Source organism: Stenotrophomonas maltophilia group sp. Smal17, assembly GCF_030237045.1.
Classification (GTDB): Bacteria; Pseudomonadota; Gammaproteobacteria; order Xanthomonadales; family Xanthomonadaceae; genus Stenotrophomonas; species Stenotrophomonas forensis.
The window spans coordinates 1-16,435 of record NZ_JASJSU010000091.1; the positions used below are offsets into that span (position 1 = coordinate 1).

Below are 16,435 nucleotides of genomic sequence, written 5' to 3' on the forward strand. Positions count from 1 at the left end.
CGCCTGTCCCCCCGCACCCCCGTGACCCAGCTGTTTTCGCCGATCTCGTTCGGCCCCCTGACCCTGTCCAACCGCATCGTGATCGCGCCGATGTGCCAGTACTCCGCCGAAGATGGCCGCGCCAGCGACTGGCACGCCATGCACCTGGGCAACCTGGCGCAGTCCGGCGCCGGCCTGCTGATCCTGGAAGCCACCGCGGTCGAGCCGCGCGGTCGCATCAGCTGGGCCGACCTGGGCCTGTGGGATGACGGCACCGAGGCGGCGCTGGCGCAGGTGCTGACCAGCGTCCGCCGCTGGTCGCCGATGCCGCTGGGCATCCAGCTGGGCCATGCCGGCCGCAAGGCCTCGGTGAGGCGACCGTGGGACGGCGGTGGCCAGCTGCCGGCCGACGATGCACGTGGCTGGGCCACGGTGGCGCCGTCGCCGCTGCCGTTCCACGCCGCCGATCCGGCACCGCAGGAACTGGACGAGGCCGGCATCGCCGAGGTCATCGCCGCCTTTGCTGCCAGCGCGGTGCGCGCCGAGCGCCTCGGTTTCGAGCTGATCGAACTGCACGCCGCACACGGCTACCTGCTGCACCAGTTCCTGTCGCCGCTGAGCAACCGCCGCACCGATGGCTACGGCGGCTCGCTGCCGAACCGCCTGCGGCTGCTGGTGGAAGTATTCGACGCGGTGCGTGCGGCGGTCTCCGACAAGGTCGCCGTAGGCGTGCGCATCTCCGCCAGCGACTGGGTCGACGGCGGCTGGGACCTGGTGCAGAGCGAGGCGCTGGCGCAGGTGATGGACGCGCGTGGCTGCAACTTCCTGCACGTCTCCAGCGGCGGCCTCGACGAACGCCAGAAGATCACCGTCGGCCCGGGTTACCAAGTGCCGTTCGCAGCCGCTATCAAGGCCAAGGTGCGCATGCCGGTCATCGCGGTAGGCATGATCACCGAGCCCGAGCAGGCCGAATCGATCCTGCGCCATCGCCACGCCGATGCGGTGGCACTGGCGCGCGGCATCCTGTACGACCCGCGTTGGCCGTGGCATGCCGCCGCCGCGCTGCGCGACAGCGTGGAACCGGCACCGCAGTACCTGCGCTGCGAGCCGCGTGATGCGCGCGGCGTATTCAAGGCACGCTGAGTTCACACCTGCCAGGCCGGCGCCATGCCGGCCTGCAGGTGCTCGAACAGCGCGCGGATCTTGGCGGTGAAGTCGCGGCGGTCGCTGACGCAGAAATAGACCTCCATCGGTTCCGGCCGCCACGCGGTGTCGGCGCCGAACACTGCCTGCAGGCGGCCGTCGCGCAGGTATGGCTCAGCCACGAACGCCGCCAGCCGGGTGATGCCTGCACCCGCGGCAGCCAGCTCGGCCAGCGCATCGATGTCATCGCAGACCATGCTCGGCGGCAACGCCGCGTCCACGCGCTGGCCGTCGTTCAGCAGGCACCAGCGCAGCGGCCGGCCGTCGGTGGGGAAGCGGTGCAGCAGGCCGCGATGACTGCCCAGTTCCGAGGGTTGCTGCGGCGTACCGTGCGCTTTCAGGTAGGCCGGCGCGGCGCAGAACACGAACGGAATGCGTGCCAGCTGACGCGCGACCACGCCATCTTCCAGCTGCGCACCGATGCGGATGCTGGCATCCACCGCTTCCGGCCCATGCTGCACGGCGCGATCACTCAGGCGCAGCTCCAGCTGCAGCTGCGGGTAGCGTTGCTGCAGCGAGGGCAGCAACGGCGCAAGCACGTGGCGGCCGAAGGCGCTGCTGCTGGCGATGCGCAGGGGCCCAGCCGGTTCGATGTCACCGGCAGTGACCATCGCCTGCGCGCGCGCCAGGTCGGCTTCGATGTGGCGTACCTGCGCCAGGTACAGCGCACCGGCCTCGCTGAGTGCCAGCTGGCGCGTGCTCCGGTTCAGCAGCCGTACGCCCAGGTGCGCCTCCAGCCGGTTGATGTTCTGGCCGACGGCGGTGGCGCTGATGCCAAGCGTGCGGGCCGCAGCGGCAATGCTGCCGGTCTCTGCGGTGCGGGTGAAGCTGCGGATCAATTGCAACAGGTTCATGACCGACCAGCTTGCCATGTGGAAGCCCAAGTATCGCTTGGGACTGAACAAAGCCGTTCGGTTGCAACGGTGACCATCGATCCGCGCGGCCGGGCGCTGCCCTACACTCGGGCGATGCGCCCCGATTCCATCCTCACCCTGTCCTGCCCCGACCGTACCGGCATCGTCTACCGCGTGTCCGGCCTGCTGTTCGACCACGGCTGCAACATCCTCGACGCCCAGCAGTTCGGCGATGAGGAAAGCGGCCGCTTCTTCCTGCGCGTGCATTTCGACCGCGACGCCAGCCTGCCGCTGGACACCGTGCATGCCGCGATGGCCGCGTTGGCCGCCGACTACGGCATGGACTGGCAGCTGCACGATGGCCGTCGCCGCGCGCGCCTGCTGGTGCTGGTCAGCAAGCAGGGGCATTGCCTGAATGACCTGCTGTTCCGCGCCCACAGCGGCCAGTTGAAGGTCGACATCGCGGCGGTGGCGTCCAACCATGCCGACTTCGCTTCGCTTGCCGCGTCCTACCAGGTGCCGTTCCACCATCTGCCGGTGAACGCGGACACGCGTGCAGTGCAGGAACAGCAGATCATCGATCTGGTCGAGCGCGAACGCATCGACCTGGTGGTACTGGCGCGCTACATGCAGATTCTTTCGCCCACGCTGTGCCGCGCCCTGGCTGGCCGCGCGATCAATATCCACCACAGCTTCCTGCCCAGCTTCAAGGGCGCGCAGCCGTATCACCAGGCACACGCGCGCGGGGTCAAGATCATCGGCGCCACCGCGCACTACGTCACCGAGGATCTGGACGAAGGCCCGATCATCGAACAGGACGTCGCGCGCGTGGACCATGCCATGGCGCCGCGCGAGCTGGTGCGGCTGGGCAGTGACACCGAATCGCTGGTATTGGCGCGTGCCGTGCGCCGGCATGTCGAGCACCGCATCCTGCTCAACGGGCATCGCACGGTCGTGTTCCGGTAACCAACCATCCCGCGTCCACCGGGCATGGCCCGGCACTACCATTGTGGGTCAGGCGACCGCGATCCCGGCCTTGCCCAGCGCCTCGCGCACCATCGCGTCGTTGGCCTCGGTCACCGGCTTGGTCAACTCCCACAGGAACTTCACCTTGAAGCCGGACTTCACCGCATCCTGTGCGCTCCACAGCACGCAGTAGTCGCGGGCCAGGCCGCACACGTGCACTTCGCGGATGCGGCGCTCGTGCAGCCAGCCGGCCAGGCCGGTTGGCGGTCGTTCGCCGTCAGGGCCGTGGTTCTCGCGGAAGGCGCTGTACGAATCCACCTGTTGCCGCGTGCCCTTGCGCAGGATCAGGTCAGCTACCGACCAGTCCACACCCGGGTGCAGGGCGGCACCGGCGCTGCCCTGCACGCAGTGGTCAGGCCACAGGGTCTGCGGCTGTGCGTGCAGCAGGATGGTCTCGAACGGGCGCTTGCCGGGATGCTGGCTGGCGAACGAAGCGTGGTCGGCCGGGTGCCAGTCCTGGGTGGCCACCACCGTGCGGTAGTGGCGCTGCGCCAGCAGCGCGGCAATCGGTGCCACCAGCGCATCGCCCTGCTCGCAGGCCAGCGCGCCACCCGGCATGAAGTCCGGCTGCAGGTCGATCACCAGCAGGGCGACATCGGTGGGCAGGGCGGTCATGGCAGGTCCGGCACAACGGAAGGGGCGACCAGCGTGGCCGCCCCTTGCCCACACGTCAATCGCCCTGCGGCGTCTCAGCGTCCTGCCCGTAGTACAGCAGGCCGATCTTGATCCGCTCGCGGCCGTTCTCGCGGCGGTGGCGGTTGGCATCGCGCAGCGAGTACACGCAGCCGCAGTATTCCTGCTGGTAGAACTGCTCGCGCTTGCTGATCTCGATCATGCGGCTGGCACCGCCGCCCTTGCGCCAGTTGTAGTCCCAGTACTGCAGGCCTTCATAGCGCGAGGCGGCACGGATGCCGCAGTCGTTGATCTGCGCCATGTTCTTCCAGCGCGAGATGCCCAGCGACGAACTGATGGTGTCGTAGCCATGTTCATGCGCGTACAGCGCGGTGCGCTCGAAACGCATGTCGAAGCACATCGTGCAGCGGATGCCGCGCTCGGGCTCGTTCTCCATGCCGCGCGCGCGGCTGAACCAGTTGTCGGTGTCGTAGTCGCAGTCGATGAAGGGGATGTCGTGCTGCTCGGCGAAGCGGATGTTCTCCTGCTTGCGCAACTCGTATTCCTTCACCGGATGGATGTTGGGGTTGTAGAAGAAGATCGCGTAGTCGATCCCGGAGGCGGTGATCGCCTCCATCACTTCGCCGGAGCAGGGCGCGCAGCACGAGTGCAGCAGCAGGCGCTTGCCGTCGGCCGGCAGGGTCAGGGTGGGGCGTTGGAGCTCGGTCATCGTCAGGTACCGCATGGACCGCCGGCAACGGCGGTGGCCCATGCATCAGCGCGTGGGAAGCAGATCTGGGCAGCTACCGGGGAAAGGACGCGCGCGGCCGCGCCGCCTGCACGCGCAGGACAACGACGGCCCCGGCACCCTCCCCGCGGAGAGTCCAGGTCGAGTCAGGGGACGGTCGTGTCCCCCGGCCGGGGCCGGTATTCGGGCTGATGGACACGGGCCGCAACCCACCTACTACCCGCCGCTTCCCAGGCGCGAGCCCAGTGCTGTTGGCAGGATTCGTTTCCATTCACCGCTGCGGGGCAGCTCCGGAATGGGCGCGCCAGGCGCCTTCACCGGATTCCCGTTTAAACCCCTGCCGCCATACAGGCCACGGCAGAGGTACCTTCGGCGTGTGCACGGTGGACCCGTTGGCCGCGATGGTCAAGGGCCCAGGGCCGTGCAGTGCTGTGGCCCACTTCTCAGGCTGTGAGAGCGCCTCTTGCCATACTGGACACCGGCAGACGGGAGGTGGTTCGTGGCGGACAAGTACTGCGATCTGGTCATGAAGGGCGGCATCACCAGCGGCATCGTGTACCCCAATGCGGTACTGGCGCTGGCCCGCGAGTATCGGTTCAAGAGCATTGGCGGCACCTCGGCCGGCGCCATCGCCGCCGCGGTGGCGGCCGCGGCGGCGTGTGGCGACCGCCGCCAGCAGGCGGGCGAACACCTGCCCGGCGACGCCGGTTATGGCGGGCTGTCGGCGGTGTCGGCCCAGCTGTCGCGGCGCGGCTTCATCTACAGCCTGTTCCAGCCGGCGCGGGGGGCACGCGCGGCCTACCGGCTGCTGGTGGTGCTGACCGGCAGCGCCCGCCTGCCGCACAAGCTGCTGTGCCTGGCGGTGGCCGTATTCGAGATCGCGCCGCTGGAGGTGCTGGTGTCGCTGGCGCTGCTGCTCGGCCTGGGCTGGTGGGGCGGCGGCTGGAGCGGGGTGGCGGCCACCCTGCTGCCGTCGCTGCTGTGTGCCTACGGGGCCGGCGTGGCCGGTGCCGCGCTGCGGGTGGCGCGGGTGGCACGGCGCAACCTGCTGGGCCTGTGCAGCGGACTCGGCCGCGATGCGCGCAAGCCCGCCCTCACCGAGTGGCTGCACGCGTGCCTGCAGCAGCTGTCGGGCAAGCCGCTGGATGCTCCGTTGACCTTCGCCGATCTGCACGACGCGCCGCGCTACCCCGGCGAGCCGGCCAGCCCGCATGCGATCAGCCTGCAGATGATCACCACCTGCGTGTCGCACAACGAGCCACGCACGCTGCCGCTGGGCGGCGCGCAGTTCTGGTTCCTGCGCGAGGAGTTCGAGCAGCTGTTCCCGGCCAGCGTGGTGCAGTGGCTGGTACAGCAGGCCGGCCCGCCGCTGGAGGTGGAGGGGCGCCAGTACTACCACCTGCCGCAGGGCCCGCAGCTGCCGGTGCTGGTGGCCACGCGGATGAGCCTGAGTTTCCCGCTGCTGATCAGCGCGGTACCGCTGCATGAGCCCTCGCGCCGCGAACGCCGCTGCGAACCGACCGCACCGGCGGCCGATGCGGAGCACAACGTGGCCGACAGCATGGAAGGGCTCACCAGCGCCGGGCAGACCTTCGGTCCGGTCATCACCGCCTTCCGCATCTGCTGGTTCTCCGATGGCGGCATCAGCAGCAACTTCCCGATCCACCTGTTCGATGCGGCGTTGCCACGCTGGCCGACCTTCGCCATCAACCTGGTCTATCCGCAGCATGCCGAGGATGTGAGCCATGGCAGCAGCGGCCGCCAGGCGCTGGAGCATGCGGTGTTCCTGCCCACCGAGAACCGCCACGGCTGGCAGCGCACCTACCAGTCGATCGCCACGCCGCTGGCGGCGGCCGAACTGGGCCGCTTCCTGTTCGCGGTGGTGGCAACCATGCAGAACTGGCGCGACCTGCTGCAGGCGCGCGCACCGGGCTACCGCGATCGCATCGTGCACGTCAGCCTGCAGGGCGACGAGGGTGGCATGAACCTGGACATGCCGCAGGAGGTGCTCACCCGCATCGCCGACAAGGGCAGCCTGGCCGGTGCACGCTTCTGTTCGTTCTCGTTCGACAACCACTACTGGATCCGCTGGCGCAACCTAGCCTCGGCCTACCAGCGCTACACGCTGGAAGTGGCGCGCACCGATGACCCGGCGCAGCAGGTGCTGGCCTACCGCGCGGCCTATTCGATGGTCGCCAGTGGCCAGCCGGCACCGCCGTCGTACAAGCTGGGCTCGGAAGACAAGCGGCAGGCTTCGCAGCAGCTGTGGGGCTTGATGGTGGAACAGGGCCGCAGCTGGGACGACCTCGGCCCCGACCTTACCGACGGCGCACCGCGCCCGCTGCCACAGATGAAGGTGACGCCGATCTATTGATCTCCGCCGCAGCCGATTGAACGGTTCTGGTGGGTGCCGACCTTGGTCGGCACGATCTGGCCCCTGCGGTGCCTCAACGCCACGCCTCCACCACCGCATCACCCTGCAACGGCGCATACAACGGCAGCGCCAGTTCCTGTTTCACCCATCCCGGATTGAGCGTACGCAGGCCAGCCAGGTATTCGCGGGCGAGCGCGGTGTCGCCGTGGCGCATGGCCAGGCGCGCGGCACGCGCCCAGGTGCGGTCCCAGCCGTGCGCCAGTGACAACGCGGTGGCCAACGCCGCACGCGCAGCGGCCACATCGCCCTTTTCCCAGCGTTGCTCGGCACGGATGATCGCGTCGTTGGACAGGCGCATGTCGTACAGCTCGCGGAGCCTTGCCACGGCGCGCGGATCGGCATCCACGCGCAGATCGGTGTCCTGCCAGTCACCGCCGGGCGTGCGTACCAGCAGCGCCGCCGACCACTGCCCGCTGCGCTGACCGCCCGCGGCCTGACCGGCTTCCAGCGCCGCCAGCAGGCGCGCTGCCAACGCACCGCGTGATTCTTCGAAGCTGCGTTGCATGGCCGCCAGCACCTCGGGCCCGGCCAAGCCATTGCCCTGAACACTCAGCATGCCCTCACCCTGCGCGCCAGCCCACGCTGCCTGCTGCGCGGTGGCGCCCGTGTACTGGGCATTGCCACCACGCGCGCTGACCAGCCCCACCTGGCGCTCGGCAAGCGTGGTGCCATCGAAATCGCCGTCTTCATTCAGCAGCTGCTTGAGCACCTGCGCAGGCGTGCGGCCCTTGCCCAGCAGCGTCAGGCCGTTCGAGCCATAGGTTGGATTGGTCTCGAACTGGCTGGCAACGGCCCCCACCCTGGCCTGCGCCCACGGCACGCCCACGCCACCGACTGCCAGATTGTGCGTAGCCACCGCCACGCCGCAGTCACCGGCCTCGTTGCAGGCCACGATGGAAAAGGTCGCCCATGCCGGCGCAGCAAAGGCAGCGAGCAGCAGAGCCACACAGGAACGCAACAGGGGCATGGTCATCTCCAGGGAGGGCATCCCGATTGGGATGCAGCCTACGCACGAAAGGTTTAGTAGATCCACGCCATGCGTGGATCTACCGTGTCGACCAAGGTCGACACCCACCAGGAGCAGGTCATGCCATCCAGACAGATCGCAGAGAACTGTCGAAGGCGGGGTGGGTCCGGTGGCGGGGGTGTCCGCGGCATGGATGCCGCGGCCAAGCCCCCAAGGACGGGTTTACGGCGTCCCCCGCCACCGGACCCACCCCGCCATCCCACGGAATGCAAGCTTTTGCCGTTGCCGTTGCCGTTGCCGTTGCTTCGGCCTCGGCCTCGGCAGGTGCAGGGCGCAGCCCTGCCGAATAACCCCTACCTTCCCGGCAACTGCGCGAACGCGCGCTGCATGCAGTCCTCGCGCGGGCACACCCGGCACCCCGGGCCGATCGACACCGAATTGCCCGGGCTCTGCACATCCAGCCCCAGCGAATACACCAGCCGCTCGGCATGCTGCAGGTCGCAGCCCAGCGCCACCGCGAACGTCTTGCGCGGTTGGCCATGGCCCACCGGCCCGCTGCTGACCTGCCGTGCCAGCCAGAAATGTCGGCGGCCATCGGGCATGCGTGCGGTCTGGGTGAGGATGCGCCCTGGCTGGTTGAACGCCTCGTAGACGATCCACAGCGGGCACGAGCCGCCCACCTGCGAGAAATGGAAATCGGTAGCCGAATGCCGCTTGGACACATTGCCCGCACGGTCCACCCGGATGAAGAAGAACGGCAAGCCGGGCGCACTGCGCCGCGCCAGCGTGCTCAAGCGATGGCACACCGCCTCGAAGCCGACGCCGAACTGGTGCGCCAGCAGTTCGATGTCGTAGCTGCTGGCCTCGGCCGCACGCAGGAAGCGCATGTACGGCATCACCAGCGCACCGGCGAAGTAATTCGACAAACCAATCCGCGCCTGCGCGATGCGCGCTTCGTCGTGGAAGCCCGCGCGCGCGATCACCGCATCGATCTGCGGCAGGTAACCGTGCAGTGCCAGCTCGGCGGCCATCTGGAACGCCTGCTGCCCCGGCTCCAGGTAATCCGGCAGCCACAACCGGCGCGCCCCGGCATCGAACTGGCGCTTCTCGCGCCCGGCCTGCAACGCGGCCACTTCCACCAGCACGCCGTGGCGATCGGCCAGCAGCTGGCGCAGGCGCGGCGCCACGTGCCCGGGTGACAGCCCCCACTCGGCGAACAGCCGCTCGGCCAGTTCGTCCAGCTCGGGGATGTGGTTGTGCATGCGGTTGAAGAACTCGCGCACCTGGTCGCCGGCCGGCAGGGTGCTGCCAGCGCCGGGCTCGCCCAGCTGGAACTCCAGCGCGGCGGCATGCTCGCGCAGGGCCAGGTGGCGGCGGTGCAGGTCGAGCAGCGCGCGGCTGACCTGCGGCAGGTTGCCGGCCAGGGCGCGCAGCTCGGTCGCGCTCACCTCGGCCAGGCCCAGGTCGCGCAGGGTTTCGCCCAGCGCTTCCTGCAACGCGGCGGGCTCATCGTCGTCGAACAGCGCGGAAACATCGCCCAACACCTCGCCCAGCTTCTTCTGCACGGCCGGGGTCAGCGGGCGCTTGTTGCGCTCGATCTGGTTCAGGTAGCTGGCCGACAGCCCCAGCGCCCGTGCCAGGTCTACCTGGCTGTAGCCGCGCTGTTCACGCAGGCGCAGCAGGCGCAGGCCGAGTTGTCGCTGAGGGGCTGAATAATTCACAGAATTAACATGAATCGTCTGGCGTGTTGGCCAGATTAAGCGGATTCAGCCCGGAAATCGAGGTGGGTGCTGTGAATAATGCCAAGCATCTTTCGCACCCCGTGGGATTGTCGTCATGACTGTTGCAGCGCCCCGTATCCGCATGCTGATCGATGGCCAGTTCGTTGAATCGGCTACCTCCCACTGGCAGGACGTGATCAATCCGGCCACCCAGGACGTGCTGGCCCAGGTGCCGTTCGCCACCACCGGTGAAGTGGACGCGGCCGTGGCCGCCGCCAAGGAAGCCTTCAAGACCTGGCGCAAGACCCCGATCGGCACCCGCGCGCGCATCTTCCTGAAGTACCAGCAGCTGATCCGCGAGAACATGAGCGAGCTGGCCCACATCCTTACCGCCGAACAGGGCAAGACCCTGCCCGACGCCGAAGGCGATGTGTTCCGTGGCCTGGAAGTGGTCGAGCATGCCGCTGCCATCGGCAACCTGCAGCTGGGCGAACTGGCCAACAACGTGGCCAATGGCGTGGACACCTACACGATCATGCAGCCGCTGGGCGTGTGCGCCGGCATCACCCCGTTCAACTTCCCGGCGATGATCCCGCTGTGGATGTTCCCGATGGCGATTGCAACGGGCAACACCTTCATCCTCAAGCCGTCCGAGCAGGACCCGATGGTGACCATGCGTCTGGTCGAGCTTGCGCTGGAAGCGGGCATTCCGAAGGGCGTGCTGAACGTCGTCCACGGCGGCGAGGAAGTGGTCAACGCGATCTGCGACCACCCGGACATCAAGGCCGTGTCGTTCGTTGGTTCCACCCGCGTCGGTACCCACGTGTACAACCGCGCCTCGCTGGCCGGCAAGCGCGTGCAGTGCATGATGGGCGCCAAGAACCACGCCGTGGTGCTGCCGGACGCCAACAAGGAACAGACCCTCAATGCGATGGTCGGTGCTGCCTTCGGTGCCGCCGGCCAGCGTTGCATGGCCGCCTCCACCCTGGTGCTGGTCGGTGAGGCCCGCGGCTGGGTGCAGGACCTGGTGACCAAGGCCAAGACCCTGAAGGTCAGCGGCGGCACCGTGTCCGGCACCGATGTCGGCCCGGTCATTTCCTGCAGCGCCCGCGAGCGCGTGGAAGGCCTGATCGCCTCGGGCGTGGAGCAGGGCGCCAAGCTGGTGCTCGATGGCCGCAACCCGCAGGTGGATGGCTTCGAGAAGGGCAACTTCGTCGGCCCGACCATCTTTGCCGGTGTCACCACCGACATGCGCATCTACCAGGAAGAGATCTTCGGGCCGGTGCTGGTCATCCTCGAAGCGGAAACGCTGGACGAGGCCATCGCCATGGTCAACAGCAACCCGAACGGCAACGGCACCGCCCTGTTCACCCAGTCCGGCGCCGCCGCGCGCAGGTTCCAGGAAGACATCGACGTCGGCCAGGTCGGCATCAACGTGCCGATCCCGGTGCCGGTGCCGCTGTTCTCGTTCACTGGTTCGCGCGCCTCCAAGCTGGGCGATCTGGGCCCCTACGGCAAGCAGGTGGTGCTGTTCTACACCCAGACCAAGACGGTCACCGCGCGCTGGTTCGATGACGAAACGCTGAGCCATGGCGTCAACACCACGATCAGCCTGAAGTAACCGCAGGAGCAGCCATGAGCCACTCGATGACGACGGAACTGGAAGAAGCGCAGCAGGCGTACCGCGAGGCGGCGCGCGACTTCGCACAGGCCGAACTGGCGCCGCACGCCGCGCGATGGGATGCGGAGGGCATCTTTCCGCGCGAGGCGATCGCCAAGGCCGGTGAACTGGGCTTCTGCGGCCTGTACATGGACCCGGAAGTGGGCGGCAGCGGCCTGAGCCGACTGGACGCCGCCGTCGTCATCGAGGAGCTCGCCAACGTCGATCCGTCGACCGCGGCCTACATCAGCATCCACAACATGGCTTCGTGGATGGTGTCCAAGTGGGGCCAGCCGGCACTGCGCGATGCATGGGGCCAGGATCTGGCCGCCGGCCTCAAGCTGGCCTCCTACTGCCTGACCGAACCGGGTGCCGGTTCCGACGCGGCCTCGCTGAAGACCACCGCTGTGCGCGATGGCGACCACTTCGTGCTGAACGGCTCCAAGGCCTTCATCTCCGGCGCCGGTGCCACCGAGCTGCTGGTGGTGATGGCGCGTACTGGCGGTGCCGGTGCCGGTGGTGTCAGCGCGATCGCGGTGCCGGCCGACCTGCCGGGCGTCAGCTTCGGCCGCAAGGAAGAGAAGATGGGCTGGAACAGCCAGCCCACCCGTGGCATCACCTTTGAAAACGTCCGCGTGCCGGTCAGCCACCTTCTGGGAGAGGAAGGCGGCGGCTTCAAGCTGGCGATGAAGGGGCTGGACGGTGGCCGCATCAACATCGCCGCCTGCTCGCTGGGTGCGGCGCAGGGCGCGCTGGATGCCGCACGCCGCTACATGGGCGAGCGCCGCCAGTTCGGCAAGGCGCTGGCCGAGTTCCAGGCGCTGCAGTTCAAGCTGGCCGACATGGCCATCGAACTGGTCGCCGCACGGCAGATGGTGCACACCGCCGCGCGCAAGCTCGATGCCGGTGCCGGCGATGCCAACGTGTGGTGCGCGATGGCCAAGCGTTTCGCCACCGATGCCGGTTTCAACGTCTGCAACGAAGCGCTGCAGATCCACGGTGGCTACGGCTACATCCGCGAATACCCGATCGAGCGCCTGCTGCGTGACTGCCGCGTGCACCAGATCCTGGAAGGCACCAACGAGATCATGCGGGTGATCGTTGCCCGCCACCTGCTCAACACCGAAGAGGAACTGCGATGAAGGATTGGCGTACCCAGGAGCATGTGGGCCTGAAGGTCGAGGTGGATGGCCACACCGCCGTGGTCACCCTGCACAACCCGCCCGCGCATACCTGGACCGTACACAGCCTGTCGGCGCTGCGCGACCTGGTGGGCGCGCTCAACGCGGACCGCGAGATCTACGCGCTGGTGATCACCGGCGACGGCGAGAAGTTCTTCTCCGCCGGCGCCGATCTCAACCAGTTCGCCTCGGGCGACAAGGCCGCCGCACGCGAAGCCGCACGCCGTTTCGGTGAAGCCTTCGAAGCGCTGTCCGGGTTCCGCGGCGTGTCGATCGCCGCCATCAACGGCTATGCCATGGGCGGCGGCCTGGAATGCGCGCTGGCCTGCGACCTGCGCATCATCGAAGAGCACGCCCAGGTCGCGCTGCCGGAGGCCACCGTCGGCCTGCTGCCGTGCGCCGGCGGCACCCAGAACCTGCCGCGCCTGGTCGGTGAGGGTTGGGCCAAGCGCATGATCCTGCTGGGCGAGCGCATCAACGCCGACACCGCACTGCGCATTGGCCTGGCCGAAGAAAAGGTCGGCAAGGGCGAGGCCAAGGCGCTGGCACTGGAGTGGGCGAACAAGGCCGGCAAGCAGAGCCCGACCAGCATCGCCGCCTGCAAGACCCTGGTGCAGTCCACCCGCAGCGGCACCCATGCCTCGGCACTGGTGGCCGAGCGCGAAGCCTTCGTCGACCTGTTCGACACCGCTGACCAGGTCGAGGGCGTGACCGCGTTCCTGGAAAAGCGCGCCGCGCAGTGGAAGAACGCATGAGCACCGACACCGTTGCCGATGAAGCACCGGTGCTGTTCGAAGAGCGCGTGGCCGGCAACGGCGCGCGCATCGGCATCGCCACGCTCAATGCACCGCGTACGCTCAACGGTTTCTCGCTGCCGATGGCGCACCTGCTGCTGAAGCAGCTCAATGCCTGGGCCGACGACGACGGCATCGCCGTGGTGGTGCTGCAGGGCGCTGGCGAAAAGGCGTTCTGTGCCGGCGGTGACCTGCACAGCCTGTACAAGAGCATGGTCGCCTTCCGCGACGCTGGCCGCCGCGACATCCGCGAGAACGACTACGCCGCCGAGTTCTTCGACGTCGAATACCGCGTCGACTATCTCATCCACACCTACGCCAAGCCGATCCTGTGCTGGGGCCATGGCATCGTGATGGGCGGCGGCATCGGCCTGATGTCCGGCGCCAACCACCGCGTGGTCAGCGAGCGCTCCAAGCTGGCGTTCCCGGAAATCACCGTGGGCCTGTTCCCCGATGTCGGTGGCAGCTGGCTGCTGCCGTGCGTACCGGGAAAAGGGGGCCTGTTCCTGGCTCTGACCGGCGCGCTGCTGAATCCGGGCGATGCCATCTACGCCGGCCTGGCCGACGTGCACGTGGCCGAAGAACGCCGCAGCGCGGTGTTCGATGCGCTGCTGCAGGTGGCCTGGTCGGGCGATGCCACGCACAACCACGAGCGCCTGAGCCAGCTGCTGCAATCGCATGCCAGCGACGCCGTTACCGGCCCGCTGCTGGCCCACGCGGCGCAGGTCGACGCGCTGTGCGAAGGCGATGACCTGTCCGCCATCATTGATCGGATCAGCAGCCTGCAGACCGACGATGCGTGGTTGCAGGCGGCACAGAAGACCCTCGCCGCCGGTGCACCCGGTTCGGCGCGGTTGGCGTTCGAACTGCAGCGCCGCAGCGCCGGCCAGGACCTGGCCAGCGTCTACCGGCTGGAATACATCACCGCGCTGCATTGCGCCGCCCACGGCGATTTTGCCGAAGGCATCCGCGCCCTGCTGATCGACAAGGACCGCAACCCGCAGTGGAACCCGGCCACCCTGGCCGAAGCCACCACCGCATGGGCCGAGACCTTCTTCGCTTCCCCCTGGGCCGATGCCGCGCATCCGCTGGCCGACCTGGGTACTCCCCTTGCTGAAAGGAGCCTTGCATGAGCCACATTGCATTCATCGGGTTGGGCAACATGGGTGGCCCGATGGCCGCCAATCTGGTCAAGAACGGCCACACTGTGCGCGTGTTCGATCTGGTCCCGGCCGCGGTGCAGGCCGCTGTCGATGCCGGCGCCAGCGCCGCATCCACCGCGCGTGACACCCTGGCCGATGCCGAGGTGGTGATCTCGATGCTGCCGGCCAGCCGTCACGTCGAAGGCGTGTACCTGGGCGACGACGGCATCCTCGCCGCCATCCCGGCCGGTGCGCTGGTCATCGACTGCAGCACCATTGCCCCGGCCAGTGCCCGCAAGGTGTCTGAAGCCGCTGCCGCGCGTGGCCTGCAGATGATCGACGCGCCGGTGTCCGGCGGTACCGCCGGTGCCCAGGCCGGCACCCTGACCTTCATCGTCGGCGGCGAAGAGGACGCGCTGGAACGCGCGCGCCCGGTGCTGCAGGCGATGGGCAAGAACATCTTCCACGTTGGCGCCAGCGGTGCCGGCCAGGTCGCCAAGCTGTGCAACAACATGGCGCTGGGCGTGATCATGGCGGTCACCGGCGAAGCCATCGCCCTCGGCGTGGCGCATGGGCTGGACCCGAAGGTGCTGTCGCAGATGATGGCGGTCAGCACCGGCCGCAGCTGGGCCACCGAAGTGTGCAACCCGTGGCCGGGCGTGCTGGAAAATGCGCCGGCCTCGCGTGGCTACAGCGGCGGCTTCGGCAGCGACCTGATGCTGAAGGACATGGGCCTGGCCGTGGAAGCGGCGATGAGTGTCGGCGCCTCGATCCCGCTGGGCGAAGTGGCCCGCAACCTGTACTCGATGAATCACCAGGCCGGCCGCGGCAAGCTGGATTTCTCCAGCGTCGTGCAGCTCATTACGAGCGAGAAGTGACCTGGTAGTGCCGGCCGCTGGCCGGCAACCTCATGCCCCCTAGGGGACAACGAAGGTGGGATGGGCGGATGCCCGGTTTCGACCGGCATCCGCCCATTTTTTTTCCTTGGCGTGGCTGGTGCCGGCCGCTGGCCGGCATCACCACATCAGGCAACGACCAGCGTCACGTCGATGTTGCCGCGGGTGGCGTTGGAGTACGGGCAGACGATGTGCGCCTTCTGCACCAGTTCTTCCACCTGCTCGCGCGGCACGCCCGGCACGTTGATGGTCAGCTCGGCCTCGATGCCGAAACCGGTCGGGATCTGGCCGATGCCCACCTTGCCGGTGACGGTGGTGTCGGCCGGCAGCGCGACCTTGGCCTGGCCGGCCACGAACTTCAGCGCGCCCAGGAAGCAGGCCGAATAGCCGGCCGCGAACAGCTGCTCCGGGTTGGTGCCCGGGCCGCCGGCGCCGCCCAGCTCGCGCGGGGTCGACAGCTGGATGTCCAGCACGTTGTCGGACGAGACGGAACGGCCTTCGCGGCCGCCGGTGGAGGTGGCCTGGGCGGTGTACAGAACCTTTTCGATGGACATCGGGATGCTCCTGGTCGGTGGGTGGTGTTGCGTTGGAGCCTACTTTGCCCGGTTTCCAAGGACGCTGGGTGACAGCTCGTCCGCAAAATTTGATCGATCGTCCTGCCGGCCTAGAGCGTCCACTCGCGGTCGGTGGTGAACATGATGGTCAGCCAGCGGTCCGGCGAGGGCTCGCCCAGCGCGTCGCCGATCTCGTCACGCAGCTGGTCCCATTCCACCAGCGGCCGTGGCGGGTCGTTTTCCGGCACCACGAAGAACAGCTCGATCTGCTCGCCACGGCCCACCTGTGCCACGTAGCTGCGGTGCTCGACGAAGCCATGCTTCGCCACGATCGCGCGGGCCACCGCATCCACGTGCGCCTGCAGTTCCGGCGGGGTGACCAGCAGGATGCCGGCCAGCGCCCGGCGCACGGTACCCAGCGGCGCGATCATCACCAGCACACAGACGAAGGCCAGGATGGCCGGGTCGATGTAAGGGCCGACCCAGGCCCACGTCGTGCCCTGCACCAGCACGCCACCGAGGAAGGCCACCATGTAGCAGGCCGACATGCTCGCCGCCACCACCCAGTTCTTTGCATCCAGCGCGATGAACTCCGATCCGATGCGGCGATTGGCGCGCAGCACGAACCAGCCCAATGCGCTCTCGGCCACCAGTGACAGGCCGG

Annotated in this window: 15 protein-coding genes and 1 riboswitch; of the genes, 8 read left to right on the forward strand and 7 right to left on the reverse strand. The window is 68.3% G+C overall.

The window, feature by feature from the left end:
- Positions 1-21 precede the first annotated feature (21 nt).
- Positions 22-1,122, forward strand: a complete 1,101-nt coding sequence (locus tag QRO93_RS17905) for an NADH:flavin oxidoreductase/NADH oxidase (RefSeq protein ID WP_080374856.1) — start codon at positions 22-24, stop codon at positions 1,120-1,122.
- 2 nt (positions 1,123-1,124) lie between these two features.
- On the opposite strand, the gene QRO93_RS17910 is transcribed toward QRO93_RS17905, so the two are convergent.
- Positions 1,125-2,036: a LysR family transcriptional regulator gene (locus QRO93_RS17910; RefSeq protein WP_180878692.1), complete on the reverse strand. Its 912-nt coding sequence runs from the start codon at positions 2,034-2,036 to the stop codon at positions 1,125-1,127.
- Positions 2,037-2,150: 114 nt separating this feature from the next.
- Between QRO93_RS17910 and purU the strand changes: the two genes are divergently transcribed.
- Complete coding sequence (purU, locus tag QRO93_RS17915) at positions 2,151-3,002, forward strand: formyltetrahydrofolate deformylase (RefSeq protein ID WP_180878691.1); 852 nt, start codon at positions 2,151-2,153, stop codon at positions 3,000-3,002.
- 48 nt (positions 3,003-3,050) lie between these two features.
- Here purU and pncA read toward each other — a convergent pair whose 3' ends face one another.
- Both pncA and QRO93_RS17925 read right to left on the reverse strand, forming a co-directional pair.
- Positions 3,051-3,677: a bifunctional nicotinamidase/pyrazinamidase gene (gene pncA / locus QRO93_RS17920; protein WP_180878690.1), complete on the reverse strand. Its 627-nt coding sequence runs from the start codon at positions 3,675-3,677 to the stop codon at positions 3,051-3,053.
- Between the two features lie 55 nt (positions 3,678-3,732).
- A complete protein-coding gene (locus QRO93_RS17925; protein WP_080357239.1) occupies positions 3,733-4,419 on the reverse strand; it encodes an epoxyqueuosine reductase QueH in 687 nt (228 codons plus the stop codon).
- Between the two features lie 159 nt (positions 4,420-4,578).
- Positions 4,579-4,794: riboswitch (cobalamin riboswitch) on the reverse strand.
- Between the two features lie 127 nt (positions 4,795-4,921).
- Here QRO93_RS17925 and QRO93_RS17930 point away from each other — a divergent pair.
- Positions 4,922-6,796 carry a patatin-like phospholipase family protein gene (locus tag QRO93_RS17930; protein WP_285304305.1) on the forward strand — a complete coding sequence of 625 codons (1,875 nt, stop codon included), beginning with the start codon at positions 4,922-4,924 and terminating at the stop codon, positions 6,794-6,796.
- 73 nt (positions 6,797-6,869) lie between these two features.
- Here the strand turns inward: QRO93_RS17930 and QRO93_RS17935 are convergent, their stop codons facing one another.
- Together QRO93_RS17935 and QRO93_RS17940 are read right to left on the reverse strand one after the other, a co-directional pair.
- Positions 6,870-7,823, reverse strand: a complete 954-nt coding sequence (locus QRO93_RS17935; protein ID WP_180878689.1) for a DUF1028 domain-containing protein — start codon at positions 7,821-7,823, stop codon at positions 6,870-6,872.
- A gap of 353 nt (positions 7,824-8,176) precedes the next feature.
- On the reverse strand, positions 8,177-9,544 hold the full coding sequence (locus QRO93_RS17940) for a short-chain fatty acyl-CoA regulator family protein (protein ID WP_164086473.1): 1,368 nt from the start codon (positions 9,542-9,544) through the stop codon (positions 8,177-8,179).
- Positions 9,545-9,659: 115 nt separating this feature from the next.
- Between QRO93_RS17940 and QRO93_RS17945 the strand changes: the two genes are divergently transcribed.
- Genes QRO93_RS17945 through mmsB form a run of 5 tightly spaced genes read left to right on the forward strand, consistent with a single transcriptional unit; the run spans position 9,660 to position 15,199 of the window.
- A complete protein-coding gene (locus tag QRO93_RS17945) occupies positions 9,660-11,165 on the forward strand; it encodes a CoA-acylating methylmalonate-semialdehyde dehydrogenase (RefSeq protein WP_180878688.1) in 1,506 nt (501 codons plus the stop codon).
- 14 nt (positions 11,166-11,179) lie between these two features.
- Positions 11,180-12,346, forward strand: a complete 1,167-nt coding sequence (locus tag QRO93_RS17950; protein WP_008267675.1) for an acyl-CoA dehydrogenase family protein — start codon at positions 11,180-11,182, stop codon at positions 12,344-12,346.
- Positions 12,343-13,140: an enoyl-CoA hydratase gene (locus QRO93_RS17955; protein ID WP_008266557.1), complete on the forward strand. Its 798-nt coding sequence runs from the start codon at positions 12,343-12,345 to the stop codon at positions 13,138-13,140. Before QRO93_RS17950 ends, QRO93_RS17955 begins: the two co-directional genes overlap by 4 nt.
- Complete coding sequence (locus tag QRO93_RS17960) at positions 13,137-14,312, forward strand: enoyl-CoA hydratase/isomerase family protein (RefSeq protein ID WP_285304306.1); 1,176 nt, start codon at positions 13,137-13,139, stop codon at positions 14,310-14,312. Before QRO93_RS17955 ends, QRO93_RS17960 begins: the two co-directional genes overlap by 4 nt.
- The gene (gene mmsB, locus QRO93_RS17965; RefSeq protein WP_180878686.1) at positions 14,309-15,199 is read left to right on the forward strand and encodes a 3-hydroxyisobutyrate dehydrogenase; all 891 of its coding nucleotides are present in this window, start codon (positions 14,309-14,311) and stop codon (positions 15,197-15,199) included. Before QRO93_RS17960 ends, mmsB begins: the two co-directional genes overlap by 4 nt.
- Positions 15,200-15,345: 146 nt before the next feature.
- Here mmsB and QRO93_RS17970 read toward each other — a convergent pair whose 3' ends face one another.
- Together QRO93_RS17970 and QRO93_RS17975 are read right to left on the reverse strand one after the other, a co-directional pair.
- The gene (locus tag QRO93_RS17970; RefSeq protein ID WP_005411948.1) at positions 15,346-15,771 is read right to left on the reverse strand and encodes an organic hydroperoxide resistance protein; all 426 of its coding nucleotides are present in this window, start codon (positions 15,769-15,771) and stop codon (positions 15,346-15,348) included.
- Positions 15,772-15,881: 110 nt separating this feature from the next.
- Positions 15,882-16,435: cation transporter (locus tag QRO93_RS17975; RefSeq protein WP_285304307.1), on the reverse strand; the 554-nt coding region annotated here is incomplete at its 5' end.